This is a genomic window from Rhizobium sp. BE258, from assembly GCF_031457345.1.
GTDB lineage: Bacteria > Pseudomonadota > Alphaproteobacteria > Rhizobiales > Rhizobiaceae > Rhizobium.
Window position 1 is genome coordinate 394,088 of the sequence record NZ_JAVDWL010000006.1, and the last position, 23,600, is coordinate 417,687.

A 23,600-nucleotide genomic window follows, 5' to 3' on the forward strand; every position below is an offset into this window, starting at 1 on the left:
CTCTCCCCGCTGGGGAGAGGGGACGCGGTTTTCCTTCTCCCCAGCGGGGAGAAGGTGCCCGCAGTTTCAGGCGCAACGCGTTGCGCCGGGGATGAGGGGGCTCCACCCACAGTTCTCTCCAACCCCACGGAGACACCATGAAATCTGTCACATTCGACACCACCAATGCGATCTGCGGCGCGCTGCTCGTCGCGACCGGCGCGTTCTTCGCCTATCAGTCCTTCACGCTGGAACTCGGCACGGCGTTGCGCATGGGGCCGGGCTATTTTCCGCTGGTGCTCTCAGGGGTGCTCGTCATCCTCGGCGCTATCGTGTTCTTCCAGGCGCTGCGCGTCGAGGGCGAGCCGATCGACCCATTTGCCTGGCGCGGCATGCTCTTCATTCTGCCGGCGCCTGTCATCTTCGGCCTGACGGTTCGTGGGCTGGGCTTTGCGCCCTCGCTGTTTCTCACGGCCTTCATCGCCTGTTTCGCGTCGGAGAAGATGAATGTCTTCTACGCGCTGATCCTGTCGCTGGGGCTCACGGTCTTCTCGGTCGCGGTGTTCAGCTATGGCCTCGGCCTGCCGTTCGAACGCTTCGGTCCGTGGACCAGGTTCTGAGGAGAGAGACATGGAACTTTTCAACAATCTCGCCCTCGGTTTCGCCACGGCGGCAACGCCGGCTAACCTGCTCTTCTGCCTGATCGGCGTTCTCCTGGGCACGCTGATCGGCGTGCTGCCCGGCATCGGCGCCACGGCGACGATCGCCATGCTCTTGCCGATCACCTTCCAGCTGGAGCCGGTCTCTTCGCTGATCATGCTCGCCGGCATCTATTACGGCGCGCAGTATGGCGGCTCCACGACGGCGATCCTGATCAACATGCCGGGCGAGTCATCCTCGGCGGTGACGGCGATCGACGGCTATCAGATGGCCCGCAAGGGCAGGGCGGGGGCAGCACTGGCGATCGCCGCACTCGGCTCGTTCTTCGCCGGAACGGTCTCGACCTTCCTCGTCGCCATCTTCGCGCCGCCGCTGACGGAGATCGCGCTAAAATTCGGCGCGCCCGAATATTTCTCGCTGATGATCGTCGGTCTGGTGTCGTCGATCGCGCTGGCGCATGGCTCGATCATCAAGGCGCTGGCGATGGTGGCGCTCGGTCTGCTGCTCGGGCTCGTCGGCACCGATATCTATACCGGGACGCCGCGCTTCACCCTTGGCATCCGCGAATATGCCGATGGGCTGAACTTCGTGGCGCTCGCGGTCGGCGTCTTCGGCATCGCCGAAATCCTGCGCAATCTCGAAGGCGAGAAGACCCGGACGGTGCTGATGGCGAAAGTCTCCGGATTGCTGCCGTCGAAGAGCGAGTTCAAGCAGATGATCGCGCCTGTCATCCGTGGCACGGCGATCGGCTCGGCACTCGGCATCCTGCCCGGCGGCGGTGCCATTCTCGCGTCCTTCGCCTCCTATACGGTGGAGAAGCGCACGTCGAAGAACCCGGAAGAATTCGGCCACGGAGCGGTGGCGGGTGTCGCCGGTCCCGAGTCGGCGAACAATGCGGGCGCTCAGACCTCGTTCATCCCGCTCTTGACGCTCGGCATTCCGGCCAACCCGGTCATGGCGCTTATGGTCGGCGCGATGATCATCCAGGGGATCGTCCCAGGTCCGAACGTCGCGACCGAACAGCCGGCGCTGTTCTGGGGCATCATCGCCTCGATGTGGATCGGCAACCTGATGCTCGTCATCCTCAACCTGCCGCTGATCGGTCTCTGGGTGAAGCTGCTGACGGTGCCCTACTATGTGCTCTTCCCCGTCATCATGGCCTTCTGCTCGATCGGGGTCTACAGCGTCAACGCCAATGTCTACGACCTCTATGCCGTCGCCTTCTTCGGCCTGATCGGCTACGTGCTGGCGAAGCTGCGCTGCGAGCCGGCGCCGCTGCTGCTCGGCTTCGTGCTCGGGCCGCTGCTGGAAGAAAACCTGCGGCGGGCGATGATCCTGTCACGCGGCGATCCGACGACCTTCGTCACGCGTCCGATCAGCGCCGTGCTGCTCGCCATCGCGCTCGGCGTGCTGATCATCGTCTTCCTGCCGAGCGTCAAGAAGAAGCGCGAAGAGGTGTTCGTCGAGGAAACGTGAGGGGTTGAACTCACCGCTCCTTTGTTGAACAAAGGATCCATGAAGCGGGCGCCGGTCTGGCGCCCGTTTTCGCATGCAAGGACATCCCGGCTCATGACCATTCCCGCAGGGATCATCGACGATCTGCCCTTTCTCGCCTCGCTTCGCCGCGATCTGCACGCCCATCCGGAGCTCGGCTTCGAAGAAGAGCGCACCAGCGATATCATCGCGAAACTGCTGGAGGAGGCGGGCATCAAGGTGCATCGCGGGCTGGGGGTAACGGGTGTCGTCGGCACGCTGCAGGTCGGCAACGGCACGCGCAGCATCGGCTTGCGCGCCGATATGGACGCGCTGGCAATGCCGGAGATCGCCGATCGCCCCTACAAATCGACGGTGCCAGGCAAGATGCATGCCTGCGGTCATGACGGGCATACGGCGATGCTGCTCGGCGCCGCCCGGTATCTCGCGGAGACCAAGGGCTTTTCCGGTACGGTGCATTTCATCTTCCAGCCGGCCGAAGAGGGCCGGGGCGGCGCAAAACGCATGGTCGAGGAGGGACTGTTCGATCTCTTCCCCTGCGATGCCGTCTACGGCCTGCACAATATGCCCGGTCTCGACACCGATGAGATCGCCGTCGTCGAGGGGCCGCAGCTTGCCTCATCCGACAGCTGGCGCGTCACCTTCCGCGGCATCGGCACGCACGGCGCCAAGCCGCATCTCGGCCGCGACCCGATCACTGCCGCCGGCACGTTTCTCGCTTCGCTGCAGACCATCGTTGGCCGCGTCGTCGATCCGCTGCAGCCGGCGGTCGTCAGCGCCTGTTCGCTGCAGGCGGGTGATCCGAAGGCGCTGAACGTCATCCCCGATATCGTCGAGATCGGCGGCACGGCGCGGGCCTATTCCCCGGAGGTGCGCGATCAGCTGGAAGAAGAGATCGGCCGGTTGGCGCATGGGACGACGCAGATGTTCGGGATTGCTGCGGACTATCAATTCGAACGGCGCATTCCGCCTGTCGTCAATAACGCCGATGCGACGGCGCGGGCGCTGGGTGCTGCGGGCGAAGTGTTCGGGGCGAAGGTCCGCACCAGCTTTCCGCCGTCGACAGCGGGGGATGACTTTGCATTTTTCGGGCAGAATGCGCCGGGGTGTTATGTCTGGCTCGGGAACGGCCCGGCTGTGGACGGGGCGCTGCACCACAATACGGCTTATGATTTCAATGATGGGGCGCTTGGGTTTGGCGCGGCTTATTGGGTGAAGCTGGTGGAGTGGGAGTTGGTGGCTTAGACCGCGCCCGGAGCCCCCTCATCCGCCCTCCGGGCACCTTCTCCCCGCTGGGGAGAAGGGAGGTGTGGCAACGCCTCGCCTTAATTTTTTGGTGGCACAACGATGCGACTTCCCTTCTCCCCAACGGGGAGAAGGTGCCCGAAGGGCGGATGAGGGGGCCACGCCCTCCAAGCGATCCTTAGGACAATATCTCCACCACCGGCGTCTCCAGCACCTTCCCGGTCAGCACATCGGCAATCCCCATATCCGTCTGATGCGGGCCGATGTTACAGGCAAGCGTCGCACCGAAGCAGGCCTTGAAGACGAGGTAGGGCGGCTGCCAGGTGACGATCTCTTCCATCGCCTGACGGATATCGCGAAACCCCTGCGCCGTCTCGGCAAGCGGGGCTTCGGTGACGAGACCCGAGAGCGGTAGCGGCAGCAGCGCCAGGATGACGCCATCCTTCGCAACGGCCATGCCGCCGCCTGCTGCGATCACCGCATTCGCCGCCGCCGCCATATCCGCAGTGTTGCCGCCGAAGACCGTCAGGTTGTGGCTGTCATGCGAAACGGTGGTGCAAAAGGCGCCGCGCCATTCGCCCCAGCCGGTGAGGAAGCCGGTGCGCGGATGTGGATCGGTGAGCCCGTGGCGATGGGCGACCGAGATCATCGTGCTGCCTGCGGGCGGGACGACGAAACCGTTTTCGACTGACGTTTCAGCCTCGGCCCATTGGGTGAAGCGCGGACGGTCGATGGTGGCGACGCGCACACGGGCGCCTTCGGAGCGGACCTTGAAGTCGTCTTCGCCAAGCGGAGAGAGTTTGACGGAATTGGTGAGTGGCGTCGTGTCGAGCGGCTTCAGCGCCGCTGTCATGACGCCATCCTGCGCAATGGTACGGCCATTAGCGATCACCCGTCGCGCCCGGAAGTCGGTCAGATCATCGAAGAGCACAATATCGGCGCGACGTCCGGCGGCGATCAGGCCGAGATCTGTGCGTCTCAGCCGCTGGGCCGCATTGAAGGTCGCGGCGCGGAGCGCCCATTCCGGGCGCATGCCGTAGCGCACCAGGCGACGGATCACGTCGTCGAGGCCGCCACCATCGAGCAGTTCGTCGGGGAAGACGTCATCGGTGCACAGCGTCACCGTCTGCGGCAGGTGGCCGATGGTGTGCAAGGCTTCGACAAATTCGGCAAGCAGGTGGTCGTGCGAACCGCGCAGCTCGATTGTCATGCCTGCCGCCAACTTCTGCAACAGGTCCGCGCCGGAGGTCAGTTCGTGGTCGGAGGTGATGCCTGCGGCCATAAAGGCATTGAGATCGGCGCCCTCCAGCCCGCGGGCATGGCCGCAGACGAGCTTGCCGGAGGCGAGACCGGCATTGACGATCTCGGTCATGCGCGGATCGCCGTCGATGACGCCGCGCATGTTCATCACCTCGGCGACGCCGCCGATGGCGGGCGAACGGAGCATTTCGGTGATGACGGAGGCATCGAAATCAGCCCCGGCGCGTTCCAGGCCGGGTGCGGAGGGCACGCAGGATGGGGCGAGCAGGATCATGCGGAGCGGCAGGCCCGCGGAGGCCTCGATCGCCCAGCGGACGCCGTCGAGGCCGTGGACATTGCCGAATTCATGCGGGTCCCAGAGGATTGTCGTCACGCCGCGCGGCAGCACGGCCCGGACATATTCGGCCGGTGTCACCATCGAGCTTTCGACATGCATATGCGTGTCGATCAGGCCGGGGGTGACGATCGCGCCCGAGGCATCGACGATCTCGGCGGCATCGCTGCGGCTTCCCGGCGCATGGACGCTAGAAATCAACGGGCCTGTGAGGCCGATATCCGCCTCGCGGATCAGGCCGGTGACGGCATCGAGCAGTTTGCCGCCGGTTATGAGAATGTCGAAGGGCGCATCGCCGCGGGCGGCGGCGACAGCGCGGGCGTGCAGCTGCGGGTCGTTGAGATCGGCGGGTTCCTGGCGGAGCGGATGGCTCATTTTCCGGCCTCGCTCGCCAGCGCGCCGAGGATCATGGCGCGGGCGGCTTCGGCGTCGATCTCGACGGCGAATTCGGCATTGGGTGCTGCGTGGGTGGTGCGGGTCTCGACGACGGTGCGACCGCGGGTGAACTGGCCGGCGAGCTCGACATCGATGCGAGCGGCGCGGAAGGTGACCAGTTCAGGGGCCACGAAAGCAACTGCGGCAGAGGGATCGTAGATCGCCATGGCGGCGCGACCGCGGCTGACGCCGATATCGACATAGCCGGCCAGCATGTCAGCGATCAGTTCGGCATTGGCGCCGCCGGCGGAACGGATCGGGACGATATCGTCGGGTCTAGCAAGGACTTTGCGGCAGAGATCGAGATCGACCATCTTCAGCGCCAGGCCGTGGCTGATGACAATCGCCAAGGCCTCGGGGTCTGCAAGGGCGTTGAACTCGGCAGAAGCGGTATGATTGCCGATGGTGACGCCGCCGCCCATCCAGGTCAGTTCGGTGATGCGGGCGGCGAGATCGGGCCGGGCGAGTGCCAGCGCTGCGATATTGGTCAGCGGTCCCAAGGCCAGGATGCGATGCGGTCCATCTGTTTCGAGCCAGCGGCAGAGTGCGGTGAACGCATCGCTATCCGGCAGCGCCGGGCCTTGCGGCAGCGTGCGGCCCGCCGTCGGGATGCCTGTGTCGCCGAGGATTGCCTGGGCGGTCTCGATCTTGCCGATCACCGGATTGGCCCTGCCGCTATGGATGGGGAAGGTCCAGCCGAAGGCCTGTGCGGCGCCCGCGGCATTCACCTTCACCTGCGGCAGCGGCGTGTTGCCGAAGGCCAGCGAGACGCCTGATATTTCGAGGCCCGACTGCTTCACCACCAGAATGGCGGCGATGTCGTCGAAGCCCATGTCGGTATCGATCCAAATTCCCATCATGTCACCCGAAGCGCGAAAGGCTTGCGGCTGCAGCAAGCGGAAGGTCGAAGGAGAGGGCGGTGCTGATCGCATGGGCAGGGAGGCTTGCATCGACCTCCGCCTTGATCGGCCCGAGCGGCGTGTCGAGCAGGTACTCCCGGGTATTCCCGGCGAAGGAGGTGCCGCGCACGGTTCCCTGGAAAGGACCGGAACCAAGGATGACCGTGCGCGGCCGCCAGGCCAGCCCTGCAGCCTGAGGCGCAGGGGCCGGCAAATCGACCGGACCATTCGGCGTTGCGAGCTTGCCGCCTTCGAGCTTGAAGACATTCTCGAAGCCGACGAAATCGGCGACGAAGGCCGAGACCGGCCTGTTGTAGATATCTTCAGGCGTACCGATCTGCTCGATCCCGCCGTTCAGCATGACGACGATCCGGTCGGCAAGGGCCAGCGCCTCGACCTGATCATGGGTGACGAAGATCATCGTCACGCCGGTTTCCTTTTGGACGCGCTGCAGCTCGGCGCGCATTTCCAGACGCAGCCGGGCGTCGAGGTTGGAGAGCGGCTCGTCGAGCAGCAGCACCTTCGGCTCCATCACCATCGAGCGGGCGAGCGCCACGCGCTGCTGCTGGCCGCCGGAGAGTTCGGCGGGCTTGCGGGAAGCGAAGTTTGCGAGGCCGACCGACTTGATGCCCGAGGTGACCCGCTTGTCGAGATCCTGGCCGGATATGCCCTTGAGGCGCAGGCCGAAGGCGACGTTTTCGTAGACGGTCAGATGCGGGAAAAGGGCGTAGGACTGGAAGACGAGGCCGACATTGCGCTTGTTGGCCGAGACGCGGGTGATGTCGTCGCCATCGAGATTGATGCGGCCGGAGGCGGGCGTCAGCAGGCCGGCGATCGAGCGCATCGTCGTCGTCTTGCCGCAGCCGGAGGGGCCGAGCAGGGCGACGAGCTCGCCCTTTTCGATCGTAAGATCGAGGTCCTTCACCGCGACCGTATCGCCATAGGCCAGCGTCAGCTTGTCGAGTTGAAGATAGGCATCAGACATAACGCGAGAATCCCAGGAAGCGTTCGGCAAGGAAGACGATGCCGATGGACAGGAAGGCGAGCAGCGAGGAGAGGGCTGCGATCGACGGATCGTAGGTGGTTTCCATGTAGCCCAGCATGTCTATCGGCAGGGTGCGGACACCGGGGCCGGAAAGGAACAGCGAGACTGGCACCTGATTGAAGCTAGTGACGAAGCCGAGGATAAAGGCCGCGAGAATGCCGCCGCGGATATTCGGCATGACGACACGGAAGAAGGCGCCCGATCGCGACGAGCCCAAGAGAACGGCGGCTTCCTCGATATCGGAGCGCAGGTTGTTGAGGCTCGCCGAGACGACACGCACGGCATAGGGCAGCACCAGCGCGGTATGGGCGAAGAACAGCGCCAGCGTGATGTTGAAGCCGAAGGGCACGACCAGATAGCGCAGCAGCGCCAGGCCGACGATGATGCCGGGCACGATGATCGGCAGGGAAACGATGGTGCGAATGGTTTCGCCGAAGGGCAGCTTGTAGCGCGACAGCGCGTAGGCGGCGGGAATGCCGAGGATGAGCGCCGAGAGCGTGCCGAAAACGGCGAGGAACATCGACATGCCGAAGCTCTCGCGGAAACTGTCGATGGTGAAGACCTTGGCGACCCATTTCAGCGACAGGCCCTGCGGCGGGAAGGCCAGCGTGTCGCCGGCCGAGAGCGAGGCGGCGATGATGATCAGGAATGGGCCGATCAGGAAGGTCAGCAGCAGGATCAGGACGAGCGGCGGGAAGAGGCGTGCGGTCATCGCTTGTTCCTCGCGGTCGCTAGGCGTTTCAAGAGAATGTTGGCGGCGAAGCTCATGACGATCAGCATGAAGGCGATGACGCTGGCCGAGACGAAATTGTTGGAAACGGAGACCTGCTGGTAGAGCAGGGTCTCCAGCATCAGCACCTTGGAGCCGCCGAGCACGGCGGGAGTGATGTAGGCAGTCAGCGAGCCGGTGAAGACGAGCGTGCCGCCGACCACGAGGCCCTCCTTGGTGAGCGGCAAGATGACCTTCCAGAACACCTGGAACCAGTTGGCGCCGAGCACCCGGGCGGCCGGGATCGCATCCTTCGGCATGTTTTCCAGGGCGCTGATCAGCGACAGAATCATCAGCGGCAGGAAGAGCTGCAGCAGGCCGATGAAAACTGCGGTTTCGGTAAAGAGCAACCGCAGCGGCTCGTCGCTGAAGCCGAGACCGGTGATCGCCTGGTTGATGATGCCGGTGCGGCCGAGGATGACGATCCAGGCGTAGGTGCGGGCCACCGGCGAAATCATCAGCGGCAGGGTGACCAGACCGATCATCCGGCCCTTGCCCTTGGGCGGCAGGTTGACGATGGCAAAGGCCGCGGCATAGCCGATGACGGCCGAAACGGCGGTGACTTCGAGGCCGAGCCGGAAGGTGCGCAGAAAGACGGTGCGGTTCAGCTGCTCGGAGAAGAAATCGGTGTAGGCCGACAGTGTCCATGCGCCGTCAGCGCGAAAACCTTCGGAGAGCAGAACGGCGACGGGCAGCAGGAAGACCACGGCCGCAAAGATTGCGGCCGGCAGCGCAAGCGCCATAGCTTCTGCTCGGTTCTGAAACATCGGGAGCCTTTCGGGCAGGGAAGAAACGGTCCCGGGCTTGCCGGGACCGGATGTTATTTGTGGCTTACTGGCCGACCGTGCTGTTCCATTCCTTCAGCCAGGCATCGCGATTATCGAGCGCCACGGCAGAGGGGATGAGCTTCAGACTCTTTGCCGTTTCCTCGCCATAGGTGAGGTTGTTGGCAGCGGCCTCGGAGAGCTTGACCTCCTTGTTGGCCGGGCTGTCGACGAGCTTTTCGGCAAGCTTGGTCTGGATGTCGGTGGAGAGCCAGAAATCCATGAACTGCAGGGCGAGGTCCTGGTTCTTCGAGCCCTTGGCGAGAACCATGACGTTCATGCCGCCGGTCTGGCCCTCCTTCGGGGTTGCCCAGGCAACGGGCACGTCGAGCTTGGTGAAGCCTGCCCAGGAGAAGCGGCCGATAGGGGCGGCCCAGATCTCTTCCTGCTGCATCAGCTGCACGAGCTGCGAGGACTTTTCGTAGAAGGTGACGATATCGTCCTTCTTTTCGCCGACGGCCGCGATCGCGCCCTTGAGATCAGGCGTATCCTTGCCGATCGCCTTGCCGAGCATGAAGAGTGCCGGCGGTCCCTGATTGGTGGTGACATTCGGGAAAGCGACGTGGCCGACATATTCAGGCTTCAGCAGATCGGCCCAGGACTCGATCTTCATCTTGTCGGAGCGGTAGGCGATCGAGGTGGCGTAGAAGGTGTAGCCGACGCTCATGCCGTCGCCGTTCGGATCCTTGGCGACGTCGTAAAGCTTGCCGAAATTGGTGAGCTTCGACGTGTCGATCTTCTCGACCAGATCCTTGCGGGAGGCCGAGAGCGCGTCGGCCATCGAGACGACGGCCATGTCGATGACGGGGTTCGCCTTGTTCGCTTCCATCTTGGCGATGCGCTCGACGCTATTGCCGGTTTCGACGACGAGCTTGCAGCCGCACTGCTTTTCAAAGGGATCGTAGACGATCGTCTTGAAGTCGTCCTGTGCGAAGGCATAGACGGAAATGGTCAGCGTGCGGTCCTGCGCGGCTGCCGCCAGCGGGGAGAGCGCCAAGAGCGCTACCGATGCGATGAGGGATTTCATGTCGCGAGTTCTCCATCTGTCAGGTTTTCTTTTGCCGGGCGTGCTGGCCCGGAGGATTGGCGGACGATCAATTGCATGGGTACGCGATCGGTCTCCGCAGTGACGATGACACCCTCCCGGGTGCCGCTTTCCAGAATGGTCTTCAGCAGCGCCGAGATGGCGATCTCGGCGATCCTGTCCATGTCCATCCGTGCCGTGGTCAGCGCCGGGGTGACGACCGGTGACCAGATCAGGTCGTCGAAGCCGGTGACGCTGACATCGGCGGGCACATTGATGCCTTCCTGCTGCAGCTCGGTCAGTGCCCGAAGGGCTTGCAGGTCGGAAAGGGCGGCGAAGGCGGTAAAACCTTCGGCAGCCTTCCTGGCGAGGCCCAGCCGGCAGCCGGCGCCGGCCGTCTGTTCGAGCCGTTCGATCCAGAGCATTTCCGAGCTCATGCCCTTGGCGAGCCCGGAGCGAATGCCGCCGGCGCGATCGTTCTGGACGTTCGATTCCGGATTGTTGCCGATGATCAGGATGCGCTTGTGGCCGAGACCCGCCAGATGGGCGGCGATCTGCTGGCCGCCCTGCCAGTGGTCGGCGGCAACCGTGTTGCCTGGGGTTGAGGCCGTGTCGATCACGGCGACGGGACAGCTGGAAGCGGAGATGCGGGTGGCGCGGCGGGGGACGACGACCATGCCATCGACGCCGCGTTCGATCAGGCGGTTGATCGCCTCGGTCTGCGCCGTCACGTCACCGCGCGAGTCGGCGATAAGCACGCCGTAGTCGGCGGACTTGGCGGCGAATTCGATCGCCTGGGCGATTTTCGGGAAGAGCGGATTGGCAATATCCGGAAGCACGAGGCCAAGAACGCCGCTGCGGCCGGTGCGCAGTGCCCGGCCTGCCTGGCTCGGCACGTAACCGAGCTCGGCGGCATGGTCGCGGATCTTTTCCGCCAGCTGTTCGGAAACACGGCCCTTGCCCGAAAGCGCATTTGAAACGGTCGCAACGGAGACGCCGAGCGACGTTGCTATTCTGCTCAAGTTCGGTCCCGGGCGTGACGAAGCCATGGTTTGCCGTGCGGTTGATTAATCGTTTAATCAGGCTGTACAGGAAGCATGTGGCGTTGTCGAATCGAATCTTAGCGTAACTGGCGTTTTCCGCACTATATTAGATGTTACGGACATAAAAAAAGCCCCGCAGAGCGGGGCTTTTTCTGGATCGTTTAGCGGTGATTACTTCTTCACCGCAACCGTCTGCACCTTCGCGACGGCACTCGGCTTTGCGCCATCGGGCGCATAGCCGCCGCCGACGGCGACGTTGAGCGAGACGTAGTCCTTGGCCATCTGCTGGACGGCGGCGGCAAGGCTTGCCTGGGCCGTCGAGACGTTGCGCTGGGCATCGAGAACGTCGAGCAGCGAGGATGCACCGTCCTTGTAGCTGGCGGTCGAGAGCTCAAGCGATTCCTGGGTGGTCTTCACCTGGGCACGCAGCGCCTGAACCGTCTGCGCATCGCGGCGCACTGCCGACAGTGCGTTCTCGACCTGCTCGACGGCGCTCAGCACCGCAGACTTCCAGGCGAGATAGGCGGCCTTGGCATCCGACTTGGTGATGTCGACATTGGCGCGCAGGCGGCCGCCGTCGAAGATCGGCAGGTTCAGCGTCGGGCCGAAGGACCAGGTGGTCAGGCCGCCATTGCCGCCGACCGGGCGGACATAGGAGGGCGAGATCGAGCCGGACAGCGAGATCGACGGATAGAGCTGTGCCTCGGCCACGCCGATATTGGCGGTGGCGGCGGCCAGATCCCGTTCGGCCTTGCGGATATCGGGACGGTTGCGGATCAGGTCAGCCGGAATGCCGGCCTGCAGGCCACCACGGAACACCGGCTGATGCGAGCCCTTCTGCAGATCGCTGACCAGCGAGGAGGCGGGCAGGCCGAGCAGGGTGGCGATGTGATGGGCGGCAACCCGGAAGTTGGTTTCGAGACCGGGGATTTCGGCCTGGGTCGACTGCACCAGACCTTCGGCCTGGACGACGTCGAGGCGCGAGGCGGCACCGGCTTCGAGCTGGAACTTGGTGAGGTCGAAGGTTTCGCGGCGCGACTTCAGGTTTGCCTGGGAGAGCGCGATGCGTTCCTGGTAGTAGCGGGCGTCGATATAGCTGTTGACCAGATCCTGGAGGAAGGTGAGCTTGGCGACATCGGCGGTGGCATAGGCCGAATCCAGCGATGCCAGTGCGCTTTCCTTCGAACGGCGGTATTCGCCGAACAGATCGAGCAGCCAGGAGACATTGGCTTCACCGGCGGTGGTGTTGGTGGCGCCGGAGCGGGTGCGAAGGTTGCCCATCTGGCCGCTGACGGTATGGGAAGCACCGACGACGAGGCTGGGCAGCGCGCCTGCACCGGCGACCGTCACCTGGGCTTCGGCAGCGTTGATGCGCTCCAGCGCCTGCAGCACGTCGAGGTTCTGGCCGATGCCCTGGGCCACCAGCGAATTCAGCCGCTGGTCGCGATAGGCCGTCCACCACTGGGCGGTCGCAACATCACCATTGCTCTTGACCCCGCCTTCACCGAACTTCGCGGGAAGCGGCATCTCCGGGGGGACATGATCCGGACCGCTCACGCAGCCGGCCAACAAAAGCATCAATGCCGGTGTGGCATAACGAAGAGATACCATGCAATGTTCTTCCTGTAACTCGACCAAGTTCTAAATTTCTTGTCCGAAGCATCATGCTTCGCAATCGGCCGCGCTCCGTGCCAACGAGATACACCATGCCGAAGCAGTTCCGCGGCAATGTAGCAATGAGTCAGTCATTCTGGCAGTGTATTTTTATCACACTCCCGCCTCATTTTTGCGCCGCGAGAAGACCCGACGAATGACCACAAAGAAGGACGGAACGAAGAAGATACCGAGCGCGGTCGCAGCCAGCATGCCGCCGAGAACGCCGACACCGATGGCATTCTGGGCCGCCGAGCCGGCACCGGTCGCGATCGCCAGCGGCACGACGCCGAGGATGAAGGCGAGCGAGGTCATGATGATCGGGCGCAGACGCAGCCTTGCCGCTTCGAGAGTCGCCTCCAGAAGACTCATCCCTGTCTCCATGCGGTCCTTGGCGAACTCGACGATGAGAATCGCATTCTTCGCCGCCAGTCCTATCGTCGTCAGCAGGCCGACCTTGAAGTAGACGTCGTTGGCCTGGCCGAAGAGCGTTGCCGCGGCAAGCGCGCCGAGCACGCCGACCGGTACGGCCATGATCACCGAGAACGGGATCGACCAGCTTTCGTAAAGCGCTGCAAGGCACAGGAAGACGACGAGAATCGAGATCGCGTAGAGGATCGGCGCCTGCGAGCCGGAGAGCCGCTCCTGATAGGAGATCCCCTGCCAGGCAACGGTGTAGCCACCGCCTAGCTGCGCCGTCAGTGCTTCCATCTCATTCATCGCGTCACCCGAGCTGACGCCCGGCGCCGAGGCGCCGTCGAGCGGGATGGCGCTGACCGCATTGAAGCGGGCAAGCGAAGGGGCGCCCTTTGCCCATTCCGTCGTGGTGAAGGCGGAGAAGGGCACCATTTCGCCAGCCGTGTTGCGGGCATACCAGTGATCGAGATCGCTCGGCTGCATTCGGAAGGGCGCGTCGCCCTGCACATAGACAGGCTTGATCTCGCCGTTCAGCGTGAAGTCGTTGACGTCGCGGCCGGTGAAGATGATCGACAGCATCGAATTGACCGAGGCAATGTCGACGCCCATCGCACCGATCTTTTCCTGATCGATGATGATCTTCATCTGCGGTTCGACTTCCTTGTTGTTGCTGCGCAGCGCGACGATCTTGCCGCTGCTGTTGCCCATCTGGATCAGCCGCTTCGATGCCGCATCGAGCGCTTGGGTGCCATGGCCGCCGGTATCGACGAGATACATGGAGAAGCCGCTGGATACGCCGAGGCCCTGGATGGCCGGCGGCAACAGCGCGAAGACCTGCGCCTCGCGGATGGTAAAGAAGTTCTTAAGCGCACGGTTGACGACGGCCTGCGCATGCAGGTTCTCGTCGGTGCGCAGCGAGAAGTCCTTGAGCTTGGTAAAGACGATCGCGCTGTTCTGGCCCGAACCGTTGAAGCCGAAGCCAAGGGCGCCGAAGACCGAATCGACGGCGTCCTTCTCGTTTTCGCGGTAATATTTCTCGACCTTCTCGACGACGGCCTGGGTCTGCTGCGAGGTGGAGCCTGGCGGCGTGGTGACGATCGTCAGCAATACGCCCTGGTCTTCCTGCGGCAGGAACGAGCTCGGCAGTTTCGTGAACAGATAGGCACATCCGCCGCCGACGATCAGGAACAACAGCATGACGCGGACCGGCCGCTTCAGCAGGTAGCCGATGGTGCGGACGTAGCCGTTGGTGGAACGGGTGAAGTTGCGGTTGAACCAGTCGCCGACGCGGTTCTTTTTGTGCTCGTTGACCGGCTTCAGCATCGTGGCGCACAGCGCCGGCGTCAGCACGATGGCAACGAGGGCAGACAGCAGCATCGCCGAGACGATGGTGATCGAGAACTGCCGGTAGATGATGCCGGTCGAGCCGCCGAAGAAGGCCATCGGAATGAAGACGGCGGTCAGAACGAGCGCGATACCGATGATAGCACCGGTGATTTCACCCATCGATTTCTCGGTCGCTTCGAGCGGCGAGAGCTTCTCTTCAGACATGATGCGCTCGACGTTCTCGACGACGACGATGGCGTCGTCGACGAGCAGACCGATCGCCAGGACCATGGCGAACATCGTCAACGTATTGATCGAATAGCCTGTCGCCGCAAGGATGCCGAAGGTCCCGAGCAGAACGACGGGCACGGCGATCGTCGGGATCAGCGTGGCGCGCAGGTTCTGCAGGAAGATCAGCAGCACGACGAAGACAAGCACAATCGCTTCGATCAGGGTGTGGACGACCTTTTCGATCGACAGTTCGACGAAGGGCGTCGTGTCGTAGGGATAGGTGATTTCGACGCCTTCGGGCAACGAGCCACTGATGCTTTCGAGCGATTCACGGACGCGGGCGGCAGTGTCGATGGCGTTGGCGCCGATCGCCAGGTTGACCGCGAAGCCGGTCGAAGGCTGGCCATTGTAGCGGGACGAGCCGCCGTAGCTTTCCTGGCCGATCTCGATGCGGGCGACGTCGCTGAGGCGTACCGTCGACCCGTCCTTCTCGACCTTCAGGATGATATGCTCGAAATCGGCGACCGTCGTCAGCTGGCTCTGGGCGGTGATCGTGACGTTCAGCTGCTGGCCTTCGGTGGTCGGCTGAGCGCCGAGCGAGCCGACGGAGACCTGCGTGTTCTGCGCCTCGATGGCCGAGGTCACATCGCTTGGCGTCAGCTGGAACTTCTGCAGCTTGTATGGATCCAGCCAGACGCGCATGGCGTAGCCGGAACCGAAGATGTTGATGCTGCCGACGCCTTCGAGGCGCTGCACCTGATCTTCGATCGAGTTCGAAACGATGTTGCCGAGATCGACGGAGGAGCGCTTGCCATCGGTCGAAACCAGCGACCCGACGAGCAGGATGCTCGAGGTAGAGCGCGTGACGCTGATGCCGGCGTCGATGACGTCTCCCGGCAGCTGCGACTGGACGAGCTGCAGCTTGTTCTGCACCTGCACCTGGGCGATGTCGGCATCGACGCTGTTGCCGAAGGTCAGCGAGATGCTGGCCGAGCCGGTCGACGAGGTCGAGGTCATATAGGTGAGATCGTCGAGGCCGGTCATGCCTTTTTCGATGATCGTCGTCACCGATTTCTCGACGGTTTCGGCGCTGGCGCCGCGATAGGTGGCGTTGATGCGCACCGTGGTCGGCGCGATGTCAGGGTATTGCGAAATCGACAGCGTATAGATGCCGAGCAGGCCCGCGAGCATGATGGTGATCGCGATGACCCACGCAAAGATCGGGCGTCGGATGAAGAACTTGGCCATCAGTTTATTCCTGTGCGGCTTGGATCACTGTGAAAGGCGTCGCGACTTACTTCGCGGCGGGCTTCTGAGCGTCACCGGCCGCAGGCTGCTCAGCAGCCACGACCACACCGTTTTCATTGATTTTCATGGGAACCGGCTTCACCGGCATGCCTGGCGTAATGGATTGCAGACCGCTGACGATCAGCTGGTCGCCGTCCTTGATGCCCTGCGTGACGAGCCACGCGTTGTTGGAGGGCGTCGCGTCTTCGAAGACGCGGCTTTCGACCTTGCCGTCGGCCGAGACGAATTGCGCCGTCAGGCGGCCGTTGGCATCGCGGCTGGTTGCGAGCTGGGGCAGCGCATAGCCGTTTTCCGAGCCGAGCTCGACGGTGGCACGGACATACATGCCGGGCAGAATGACGCGGTCGGGGTTCGGGAAGAGAACGCGGATGATGAAGGTGCCGGTCGTCTCGCTGACGATCTGCTTCGACATATCGAGCTTGCCCTTCTGATTGTACTCCTTGCCATTCTCCAGGATGACGCGGAAGGCGACGTTGGCGCCTTCGCCCTTCACCTCGCCGGAGGCGATCGCATCGCGGAGCTTCAGGAGATTGGTGCTCGATTCCGTCAGCGAAATGTAGATCGGGTCGAGCTGGCGCACCGTCGTCAGCGCTGTCGTCTGGTTGGCGGCGACAACGTTGCCGACATTGTAGGCGGTCTGGTCGATGACGCCATCGAAAGGAGCGATGATCTTGGTGTGGTCGAGATCGATCTGCGCCGAGGCCAGCGATGCCTTGGCGGAGGCCACTTCGGCCTGCGCCTGTAGCAGCGTCGTCTTGGCGGTTTCATACTCGATCTGCGTCGCACCGCTGCCGACGAGCCGCTGGTAGCGGTCGAGATTGCTCTGGGCGCTCGGAACGCTGGCTTCCGCCTTGGCAATCGCCGCCGTCGCCTGCTCGACCGTGGCGATATAGGGTGCATCGTCGATCTGGTAGAGAAGGTCGCCCTTCTTGACTTCACCACCTTCACGGAAGGCGATTTCGCGGATGATGCCGCTGACCTGCGGGCGGATATCAGCGGTCTGGAAGGCTTCGGCACGGCCGGGCAGAATCGTCGTCACCGGGTAATTCGCCTTGGTGAGTGCGACAACGCCGACGGGCGAAGCCTGCTGGGCAGCCCCTGCCGCGCCAGCGCCGGCGGCTCCCTGCTTGTTGCCGCTATCGCTGCAGGCTGCGAGCAGTCCGCCAATTGCCAGAGCCGAGGTGATGAGGAGGGCACGCCGTATCATTCTGAATTCCTTGATGCAGATGGCATTCACAGACCGGACCAGCCTTCCGGCCGGCAACAAGCGACATATTAAAAGGCTGGTTGATCCGGATTCAAATGCCATCAATCCGAATTTAAGAAAAGCTTTCCGAAGTGACGTATGTCAGGAATCGTCACTTAGCAAGCGCTATTTTGCAGTGCGGTATCAACAAAACAAACGATATCGTGTGCTTTGTGAACGAGCGTTTCCTTGTCATCACGCGCAATCAGCACCGGATGAAGGACGCAGGCCAGGACGTCGGCGACGGTAATTGCGGCGCGATGCGGGTCGGCGCAGCGGTAGGCGCCGGAGGCGACACCGTCCTGGATGATCTGCTGGAGCCGCTGTTCGATACGTTCCCTATAGCGGTTTCCCGCCTCGAACTTGGCTTCGATGGTCGTCAGGACCATCTCGAAGATATAGGGGTTGTCCTTGATATCCTGCAGGTGGCTGTCGAGCAGGCGGAGCACGAAGCGCTGCAGCCGCTCCTTGGGCAGCATCTCGCCGTCGACGGAGCCGAAGCGGTCGGCCATCGCTCCGAGATGGATTTCGGCAATGGCATCGACCAGCGCCGTCTTGGAATGGAAATGCTTGAAGACATTGGCAGGCGACATGCCGAGGGCGGTCGCGATGTCGGCGATCGAGACGGCGACATAGCCCCGTTCACGAAACAGCATCTCTGCCATCGACAGGATGTCGGCGCGTGTCTCTTCGGCCTTTCGTCTCGGCCTGCGTGCCATTCAGCCCCCTGCCGGTCTTTGCCGGCTCGCTTTCATTCAATGCTAGCGCGATCGAAGCCCGGCCTGCAAGCATCTCTGCAGGCCGGCTTCAGGCGCTCAGGCGAAATAGGGCGCGAGGTTGGTGCGCACACGGGCGAGGGGCGTTTCGCCGCTGTCATCGGGGACGAAGGTCTTTCCGGTGATCGCCTCATAGGCCTTGATGTAGACGGCCGAGGTCTGCTCGATCAGATCGGCGGGGATTTCCGGGATCGCGTCCTTGTAAGGGTCGCAACGATCGGCGACCCAGGCACGGACGAAGTCCTTGTCGAAACTGACAGGGCGGCCGCCGCTTTCGAATGCGGCCTGATAGCTATCGGCCAGCCAGTAGCGGCTGCTGTCGGGCGTATGGATCTCGTCCGCGAGGATGATGTTGCCCTCGGCGTCGGTGCCGAACTCGTATTTGGTGTCGACGAGGATCAGGCCACGCTTGGCCGCCATTTCCTGACCGCGGGCAAAGAGCGCCAGCGCGTATTTCGACAGCGTGTCCCACTGCTCCTGCGTCAGCAGTCCTTTGCCGGTGATTTCGGCGGGTGTCAGCGGCGCGTCGTGGCCGCCATCGAATTCCTTGCTGGTCGGCGTGATGATCGGTTCCGGCAGGATCTGGTTGTCGCGCATGCCGTCGGGAAGGGTGATGCCGTACATCTGGCGCTCGCCCTTCTTATAAAGAGTAAGGATCGACGTGCCCGTGGTGCCGGCCAGATAGCCGCGCACCACGACTTCGACCGGCAGGATGTCAAGCCGTTTGCCGACGACGACATTCGGATCGGGATAGGCCATCACGTGGTTCGGGCAGATGTCCTTGGTTGCCTCGAACCAGTAGCGGGCGGTCTGCGTCAGCACCTGGCCCTTGTAGGGAATGCAGGTGAGAATGCGATCGAAGGCGCTGAGACGGTCGGTGCTGATGATGATGCGGCTGCCATCCGGAAGATCGTAATTTTCGCGCACCTTGCCGCGGTAATAGTTCGGCAGTTCGGGGAAGTGGGCTTCGGATAGGATTCGCACGGGCTCAGCATTCCTTTGTTGGAGGGGTTCATCCCTGCTCTAGTTTCATTGCGGGCGATGTCAAGCAAATGGCGGTCAAAGCCAGACGGCCGCGACGATCAGCACCGTCATTATATATCCGAGCAGGGCGAGAGGGCCACCGGCGCGCAGGAAGTCCGAAACCCGGTAGCTGCCGATGCTCATCGCCAGCGTATTGTTATGGTGACCGAAGGGCGTGAGGAAATCGAGCGAGGCACCGGCGGCTACGACGATCAGATAGGCAGCCGGGGGATGATGGGCGGCGGCGGCGAATTCCAGGGCGATCGGGCTGAGCACGATCGCGACCGTGGCATTATTGACGAAGGGCGTCAGCGCCATGGCGATGAAGAGCAGCAGCGCGATACCGGCAATCGGCATCGAAATCGGCACGGCGAGGCTCAGCCAGTGTGCCAGCACTTCGGCGGTGCCAGTCGTCGCCACCGCCGAGCCGATCGGGATCATTGCGGCCAGCATGATGACGATCGGCCAATTGATATCGGCCATTGCCTGGCGGATGTTGAGAAAGCGGGTCACGGCCAGCGCGAAGACCGCGGCGGCAAAGGCGATCTCGGGCCGCAGCAGGCCGAAGGCCGAGAGCGCGACACCGGCGGCGAAGATCGCGAAAGGGCGCCACGATCCCTTGACGCTGCTTGTTGCCGGTTGCGTCGCCAGCGGCAGGCACTCGCATTCCTCGAGTGCCTCGGCGATCGCATCCCGGGTGCCTTCCAAGACCAGGATATCGCCGATCGACAGCTGCAGATCCTCGAAGCGGCCTTCGATGCGTGGCGAACGCATCGAAAGCGAGGTGACCGAGACGCCCCGATTGCGGAAGACGTCGAGCGAGCGGATGCGCGAGCCGATCAACGTGCTTTCGGGCATGACGACAGCCTCGACGCGCGCGAAATCGGTCTGCAGCCCGTTCGGATGGATGGGTGCGGCAAGGGCTCCCTCTGCCTCCAGATCCGAAAAGACTGCGTCAGCACCTTCGGCAAGCAGTATGTCTCCCGCCGTGATCACCGATTGCGTCAGGCTGCCGAAGACGAAGGTGCCGCCGCGGATCAAAGCATGCGGTTGCAGCCCGAAACGCTCGGGGCAATCGGACAGCCGTGTGCCGGCAAGCGGCGATGTGACCGGGATTTCGCGCTCTGCGACGATGCGGCGGCCCGCGGGTGGCGGCGCCGAGATGTCGCCGTCGGTTTCCGGAAACAGACGGACGGCGAGGGCGGAGACGAGGAGAATCCCGGCAATTGCCACCGGCAGGCCCGCATAGGCGAAATCGAAGAAACGGAACCCAGTTCCCGTCGCCTTTGACAGGGCATCGCTGACGAGCAGATTGGCCGGCGTGCCGATCAGCGACACCAGGCCGCCAAGCAGTGCGGCGAAGGAAATCGGGATGACCAGCTGGCGCCTTGGAATCTGCAGCACCGTTCCGGCGCGCAGGGTCGCAGGCAGCATGATGGCGAAGGCGCCGATATTGTTCATGAAGATCGAGATGAAGCCGGTGATCCCGGCAAGTGCGGCGATGACGGCGGCATTCGGCCAGCCGGCCGATTGAAAGCGCTGGGCCAGCCCGTCGAAGAATTTCGCCTGTGCCAGGACCTGAACGATCAGCAGGATTTCGACAACGGTGATGACGACGGGGCTTGCGAAGCCGGTAAAGACCGCCTCGGCCGGGTAGAGCTTCAGAAGAAATCCGGCCAGCAATCCGCCGATCGCCACGACTTCGATGCGGAAACGGTCGAGGGAAAACAGAACGAGCATCGTAGCGAGGAGGACCAGCAGAGAGGCTTGCTCGACATTCATGGGCAGGCTCGCGTTGCAACCGTCAGCCGAATGTAGCGGTCCGGGCGCGGCTGTATAGAGAGAGGCGGGAGAAAGATCGCATAATCCTCATAACCGGCCGCGTTGGCGGCGGCGATCAGAGCGCCGGAACGCGCCAGCGGCCGTCGGCCGTCTTTTCCAATATCGGCGTCGAAAACACGCCGATCGTCCGGGCCGGCCAATGCGGTCCCGATGCTGCCAGCCTGTCCCGCCAGCGATCCGATTGCAGCATCGCGGCACCGATCACGATCGGCTCGATGCTGCAGGCGCTAAGGAGGTTCAAGCCTGAGACGATCGAGGCGCCGCTCGATATGACATCGTCGATCAAGGCGACACGGCGGCCTTCGAGCAAAGGCAGCATGCGCGGGTCTATATAGAGACGCTTCTGCTGGCCGGGCGTGGTGATCGACGAGAGCTCGACGGACAGCTCATCGCGATACCAGAATTTGCGGGAGGTGCCGAGCGGCACATAGCGCGCATGGCCGAGCTTCTGGGCGACGGCTGCCGCAAGCGTCAGGCCAAGCGTCGGCAGGCCGGCGATCACGTCGGGTTCGAAGGCTGCAAGCTTTGCTGCCAGCGCCGCGGCCAGCGTATCCAGAACGGTAAAGCTCGCCTGATTGACGATCAGCGAGGCCAGCGCGTGCTCGCCGTCCGAAAGCATGCGGATCGGCAGACGAAGCTGGCGGCCGTCCTCGAGCCCGGCAACATAGAAATCAGCGAAAGTACCGGTGGTTTCGAAGCTGCCGGGGGCGTGGATCTCCTGCCAGAAGTCGTGGGGGGCCATGGTCATGCTGCGGTTCAATCCCGTCTTGTCTTTTCCATGCCGGTGCGGCGGCGCAGATCGCGAAGCTCGGTGTCGGTCAATGCCCGGACGGCGCCCTTCGGCAATTCACCGAGCTCAAGTCCGCCGATCGCCACGCGCACGAGCCGCAGGCATTCGGTATCGAGCGCCTCCAGCATGCGGCGGATCTGGCGGTTGCGGCCTTCGTCAAGTTCGACCTCGATCCAGGAGTTGCGATCGCCGCTGCGCAGCAACGTTGCCGAGGTCGCCTTCAGCAATTCGCCGTCATGGCGCACGCCGTAGGTCATCTCCGCCAGAAGTTCGCCATCCATGATCCTGCCGACCTGCACATGATAGGTCTTGGTCACGTGGGTGATCGGGTCGAGAAGCGTTTGGGCGAATTTGGTGTCGTTGGTGAACAGCAGCAGGCCTTCGCTGGCCTTGTCGAGACGGCCGACCGGCGACAGATGCGGGGCGTCGAAATCCTTCAGGCAGTCGTAGACGGTCGGCCGCCCCTCGGGATCGTGGCGCGTGGTCACTAGGCCGCGCGGCTTGTTCAGCATCAGGTAGATCTTGTCTTCGGCGGCGATCGCCGTGCCATCGACCGATATCTTGGCGGTCGAGAGATCGACCCAGGCGCTGGCATCGGTGATCTTGCGCCCGTCGACGAGCACCCGCCCGTCGGCAATCAGACGCTCCGCCTGGGTGCGGGAACAAAAGCCGAGCTTCGACAGGGCGCGGGGCAGGGTGACCCGCTTGCCGCTGGCATCGGGGCCGGGCCGGGCGCGGTCACGCAGTTTCTGCGGTGGGCGCCGTTCCTTCAACGCGCTGTCCTTCTTCCATTCATGGCGAAGGTTTTTGGCATGAACGGCAAACGCGCGCCAGCATGGGCGGTCAAAATCCAGAGAATTTCAGGGATTGCGGTATAAGAGCGGACGTCAAAAACCAGCGGCGCGAAGAGCGCCGTCTAAAAAGGTAGTCTGAGCGTCGCCGTGCCGGTCAATGATAGGCCAGGAAACCAGCGAGTTCCTGACGGCTGATGGTAATGCCGGCCGCAGCCTTCACAGGGTCGGGATGCGTATAGGACAGGCTTGCCATTTCAGGCAGGTCGAGAGCCTGCTGCATGTTCATGATGCCGATCGCGCGACGGCCGTTTGCGCTGTTGACGCTGACCTCGACGATGCAGTTCGTCTTCCTGTTTTCCATGATCATTTCCTCCCTCCTTATTATGCTTGAATATCTGGCATTAAAAATAGGTTTTTATGAGACATAAGTATTTACGGACCTTGGCGAATTTAAGATCACCAAGGTCCGTAAAAAGTCATAGTTATTGTGCGTCGCGGTATCAGCGCCACCAGTTGCGCTGCGGCGGCTGTTGCTGGCCGCTCAAGAGATAGCCGGCGAGAAAGCCGAGCGCGCCGACAAGCGCTAGCGCCGTGGTGGTGGCTGCCGGGTGCTCGCGGGCCGCACCTGCTGCGGCAACGCCTTCGGCACGGATCTGCGCGACCGCATTCTTGGCCTTCGGAAGCGCGTCGTCATACGCCTTGCCGGCGCGGTCGCGGACTTCATAATAGGCTTCGGCGCCCTGGGCGGATATCATCTTCTGCAAACGTGACACTTCCTGCTGGAGGGAAGCGATGTCCTTGCTGACGGACGAACGGATGTCATCGGTATTGGCTGCCATAATGGTCTCCTTTCCTGCAATGGTGAGAGAACACCGCAGGACGGATTAGGTTCCGCGCCGTTGGCGGCTTTGCGCCGCCGGTTCTTTAGCATTCCGTGTATTATATCGGTGAGGATCAGGCTGTTTCCGCAGGCCTTTTGCGGTTTCCGGGGGGCGGAAAGCGATTTTTTGACCGGTTGATAAAGATTTTCGACGGGAGAGCGCCGCAAGGGGCGGGGCTGTGAATAATTCGCACGAGAATTTCCGAGCCAAATCAATCTGTTACAAAAATGTCAAAAAACTTTGTTGGGTGCTGTTGACTGTTTGCGGGGGTTAGCCGTATAAGCCGCGTCACTGAACGAGGG

Annotated in this window: 20 protein-coding genes; 3 read left to right on the forward strand and 17 right to left on the reverse strand. The window is 63.0% G+C overall.

The window, feature by feature from the left end:
- The first annotated feature begins 137 nt into the window (after positions 1-137).
- The 3 genes from J2X43_RS22455 to J2X43_RS22465 all read left to right on the forward strand — a co-directional run bounded on the left by J2X43_RS22455 (position 138) and on the right by J2X43_RS22465 (position 3,378).
- Positions 138-599 carry a tripartite tricarboxylate transporter TctB family protein gene (locus tag J2X43_RS22455; RefSeq protein WP_310297474.1) on the forward strand — a complete coding sequence of 154 codons (462 nt, stop codon included), beginning with the start codon at positions 138-140 and terminating at the stop codon, positions 597-599.
- A gap of 10 nt (positions 600-609) precedes the next feature.
- A complete protein-coding gene (locus J2X43_RS22460; RefSeq protein WP_310297477.1) occupies positions 610-2,115 on the forward strand; it encodes a tripartite tricarboxylate transporter permease in 1,506 nt (501 codons plus the stop codon).
- A gap of 93 nt (positions 2,116-2,208) precedes the next feature.
- Positions 2,209-3,378, forward strand: coding sequence for a M20 aminoacylase family protein (locus tag J2X43_RS22465; protein ID WP_310297480.1), 1,170 nt, complete (start codon positions 2,209-2,211; stop codon positions 3,376-3,378).
- 178 nt (positions 3,379-3,556) lie between these two features.
- Here the strand turns inward: J2X43_RS22465 and J2X43_RS22470 are convergent, their stop codons facing one another.
- From J2X43_RS22470 to J2X43_RS22550, 17 genes are all read right to left on the reverse strand, one after another.
- Complete coding sequence (locus J2X43_RS22470; protein ID WP_310297483.1) at positions 3,557-5,347, reverse strand: adenine deaminase C-terminal domain-containing protein; 1,791 nt, start codon at positions 5,345-5,347, stop codon at positions 3,557-3,559.
- Positions 5,344-6,264 carry a nucleoside hydrolase gene (locus J2X43_RS22475; RefSeq protein ID WP_310297486.1) on the reverse strand — a complete coding sequence of 307 codons (921 nt, stop codon included), beginning with the start codon at positions 6,262-6,264 and terminating at the stop codon, positions 5,344-5,346. Before J2X43_RS22475 ends, J2X43_RS22470 begins: the two co-directional genes overlap by 4 nt.
- A gap of 4 nt (positions 6,265-6,268) precedes the next feature.
- Positions 6,269-7,291: an ABC transporter ATP-binding protein gene (locus J2X43_RS22480; protein WP_310297488.1), complete on the reverse strand. Its 1,023-nt coding sequence runs from the start codon at positions 7,289-7,291 to the stop codon at positions 6,269-6,271.
- Positions 7,284-8,063 carry an ABC transporter permease gene (locus J2X43_RS22485; RefSeq protein WP_310297490.1) on the reverse strand — a complete coding sequence of 260 codons (780 nt, stop codon included), beginning with the start codon at positions 8,061-8,063 and terminating at the stop codon, positions 7,284-7,286. The genes J2X43_RS22480 and J2X43_RS22485 overlap by 8 nt, the downstream gene beginning before the upstream one ends.
- Positions 8,060-8,887, reverse strand: a complete 828-nt coding sequence (locus tag J2X43_RS22490; RefSeq protein WP_310297493.1) for an ABC transporter permease — start codon at positions 8,885-8,887, stop codon at positions 8,060-8,062. The genes J2X43_RS22485 and J2X43_RS22490 overlap by 4 nt, the downstream gene beginning before the upstream one ends.
- A gap of 64 nt (positions 8,888-8,951) precedes the next feature.
- Entirely contained in the window at positions 8,952-9,971 is a 1,020-nt protein-coding gene (locus tag J2X43_RS22495) for an ABC transporter substrate-binding protein (RefSeq protein WP_310297496.1), read from the reverse strand.
- Positions 9,968-11,017: a LacI family DNA-binding transcriptional regulator gene (locus J2X43_RS22500; RefSeq protein ID WP_310297500.1), complete on the reverse strand. Its 1,050-nt coding sequence runs from the start codon at positions 11,015-11,017 to the stop codon at positions 9,968-9,970. The genes J2X43_RS22495 and J2X43_RS22500 overlap by 4 nt, the downstream gene beginning before the upstream one ends.
- A 165-nt stretch (positions 11,018-11,182) precedes the next feature.
- A complete protein-coding gene (locus J2X43_RS22505) occupies positions 11,183-12,622 on the reverse strand; it encodes an efflux transporter outer membrane subunit (RefSeq protein ID WP_310297503.1) in 1,440 nt (479 codons plus the stop codon).
- Positions 12,623-12,778: 156 nt separating this feature from the next.
- Positions 12,779-15,886, reverse strand: a complete 3,108-nt coding sequence (locus J2X43_RS22510; protein ID WP_112390934.1) for an efflux RND transporter permease subunit — start codon at positions 15,884-15,886, stop codon at positions 12,779-12,781.
- A gap of 46 nt (positions 15,887-15,932) precedes the next feature.
- Positions 15,933-17,153, reverse strand: a complete 1,221-nt coding sequence (locus tag J2X43_RS22515) for an efflux RND transporter periplasmic adaptor subunit (RefSeq protein ID WP_112518770.1) — start codon at positions 17,151-17,153, stop codon at positions 15,933-15,935.
- 155 nt (positions 17,154-17,308) lie between these two features.
- The gene (locus J2X43_RS22520; protein WP_310297508.1) at positions 17,309-17,911 is read right to left on the reverse strand and encodes a TetR family transcriptional regulator; all 603 of its coding nucleotides are present in this window, start codon (positions 17,909-17,911) and stop codon (positions 17,309-17,311) included.
- Between the two features lie 96 nt (positions 17,912-18,007).
- A complete protein-coding gene (locus J2X43_RS22525; RefSeq protein WP_310297511.1) occupies positions 18,008-18,952 on the reverse strand; it encodes a phosphoribosylaminoimidazolesuccinocarboxamide synthase in 945 nt (314 codons plus the stop codon).
- 75 nt (positions 18,953-19,027) lie between these two features.
- A complete protein-coding gene (locus tag J2X43_RS22530) occupies positions 19,028-20,773 on the reverse strand; it encodes an SLC13 family permease (RefSeq protein ID WP_310297514.1) in 1,746 nt (581 codons plus the stop codon).
- A 115-nt stretch (positions 20,774-20,888) separates the two neighbouring features.
- Positions 20,889-21,575 (reverse strand): phosphoribosyltransferase, encoded by a 687-nt coding sequence (locus J2X43_RS22535; protein WP_310297609.1) that lies wholly within the window; start codon positions 21,573-21,575, stop codon positions 20,889-20,891.
- 14 nt (positions 21,576-21,589) lie between these two features.
- Positions 21,590-22,396 carry a pseudouridine synthase gene (locus tag J2X43_RS22540; protein WP_112541131.1) on the reverse strand — a complete coding sequence of 269 codons (807 nt, stop codon included), beginning with the start codon at positions 22,394-22,396 and terminating at the stop codon, positions 21,590-21,592.
- Positions 22,397-22,571: 175 nt separating this feature from the next.
- On the reverse strand, positions 22,572-22,778 hold the full coding sequence (locus tag J2X43_RS22545) for a hypothetical protein (RefSeq protein ID WP_112390942.1): 207 nt from the start codon (positions 22,776-22,778) through the stop codon (positions 22,572-22,574).
- Positions 22,779-22,917: 139 nt separating this feature from the next.
- Positions 22,918-23,256 carry a hypothetical protein gene (locus tag J2X43_RS22550; protein ID WP_112390939.1) on the reverse strand — a complete coding sequence of 113 codons (339 nt, stop codon included), beginning with the start codon at positions 23,254-23,256 and terminating at the stop codon, positions 22,918-22,920.
- Between the last annotated feature and the right edge of the window lie 344 nt (positions 23,257-23,600).

Coding starts and splice junctions, on each gene's coding strand:
- J2X43_RS22455 (WP_310297474.1), top strand. CDS start 138: ATGAAATCTGTCACATTCGACACCACCAATGCGATCTGCGGCGCGCTG.
- J2X43_RS22460 (WP_310297477.1), top strand. CDS start 610: ATGGAACTTTTCAACAATCTCGCCCTCGGTTTCGCCACGGCGGCAACG.
- J2X43_RS22465 (WP_310297480.1), top strand. CDS start 2,209: ATGACCATTCCCGCAGGGATCATCGACGATCTGCCCTTTCTCGCCTCG.
- J2X43_RS22470 (WP_310297483.1), bottom strand. CDS start 5,347: ATGAGCCATCCGCTCCGCCAGGAACCCGCCGATCTCAACGACCCGCAG.
- J2X43_RS22475 (WP_310297486.1), bottom strand. CDS start 6,264: ATGGGAATTTGGATCGATACCGACATGGGCTTCGACGACATCGCCGCC.
- J2X43_RS22480 (WP_310297488.1), bottom strand. CDS start 7,291: ATGTCTGATGCCTATCTTCAACTCGACAAGCTGACGCTGGCCTATGGC.
- J2X43_RS22485 (WP_310297490.1), bottom strand. CDS start 8,063: ATGACCGCACGCCTCTTCCCGCCGCTCGTCCTGATCCTGCTGCTGACC.
- J2X43_RS22490 (WP_310297493.1), bottom strand. CDS start 8,887: ATGTTTCAGAACCGAGCAGAAGCTATGGCGCTTGCGCTGCCGGCCGCA.
- J2X43_RS22495 (WP_310297496.1), bottom strand. CDS start 9,971: ATGAAATCCCTCATCGCATCGGTAGCGCTCTTGGCGCTCTCCCCGCTG.
- J2X43_RS22500 (WP_310297500.1), bottom strand. CDS start 11,017: ATGGCTTCGTCACGCCCGGGACCGAACTTGAGCAGAATAGCAACGTCG.
- J2X43_RS22505 (WP_310297503.1), bottom strand. CDS start 12,622: ATGGTATCTCTTCGTTATGCCACACCGGCATTGATGCTTTTGTTGGCC.
- J2X43_RS22510 (WP_112390934.1), bottom strand. CDS start 15,886: ATGGCCAAGTTCTTCATCCGACGCCCGATCTTTGCGTGGGTCATCGCG.
- J2X43_RS22515 (WP_112518770.1), bottom strand. CDS start 17,153: ATGATACGGCGTGCCCTCCTCATCACCTCGGCTCTGGCAATTGGCGGA.
- J2X43_RS22520 (WP_310297508.1), bottom strand. CDS start 17,911: ATGGCACGCAGGCCGAGACGAAAGGCCGAAGAGACACGCGCCGACATC.
- J2X43_RS22530 (WP_310297514.1), bottom strand. CDS start 20,773: ATGAATGTCGAGCAAGCCTCTCTGCTGGTCCTCCTCGCTACGATGCTC.
- J2X43_RS22535 (WP_310297609.1), bottom strand. CDS start 21,575: ATGGCCCCCCACGACTTCTGGCAGGAGATCCACGCCCCCGGCAGCTTC.
- J2X43_RS22545 (WP_112390942.1), bottom strand. CDS start 22,778: ATGGAAAACAGGAAGACGAACTGCATCGTCGAGGTCAGCGTCAACAGC.
- J2X43_RS22550 (WP_112390939.1), bottom strand. CDS start 23,256: ATGGCAGCCAATACCGATGACATCCGTTCGTCCGTCAGCAAGGACATC.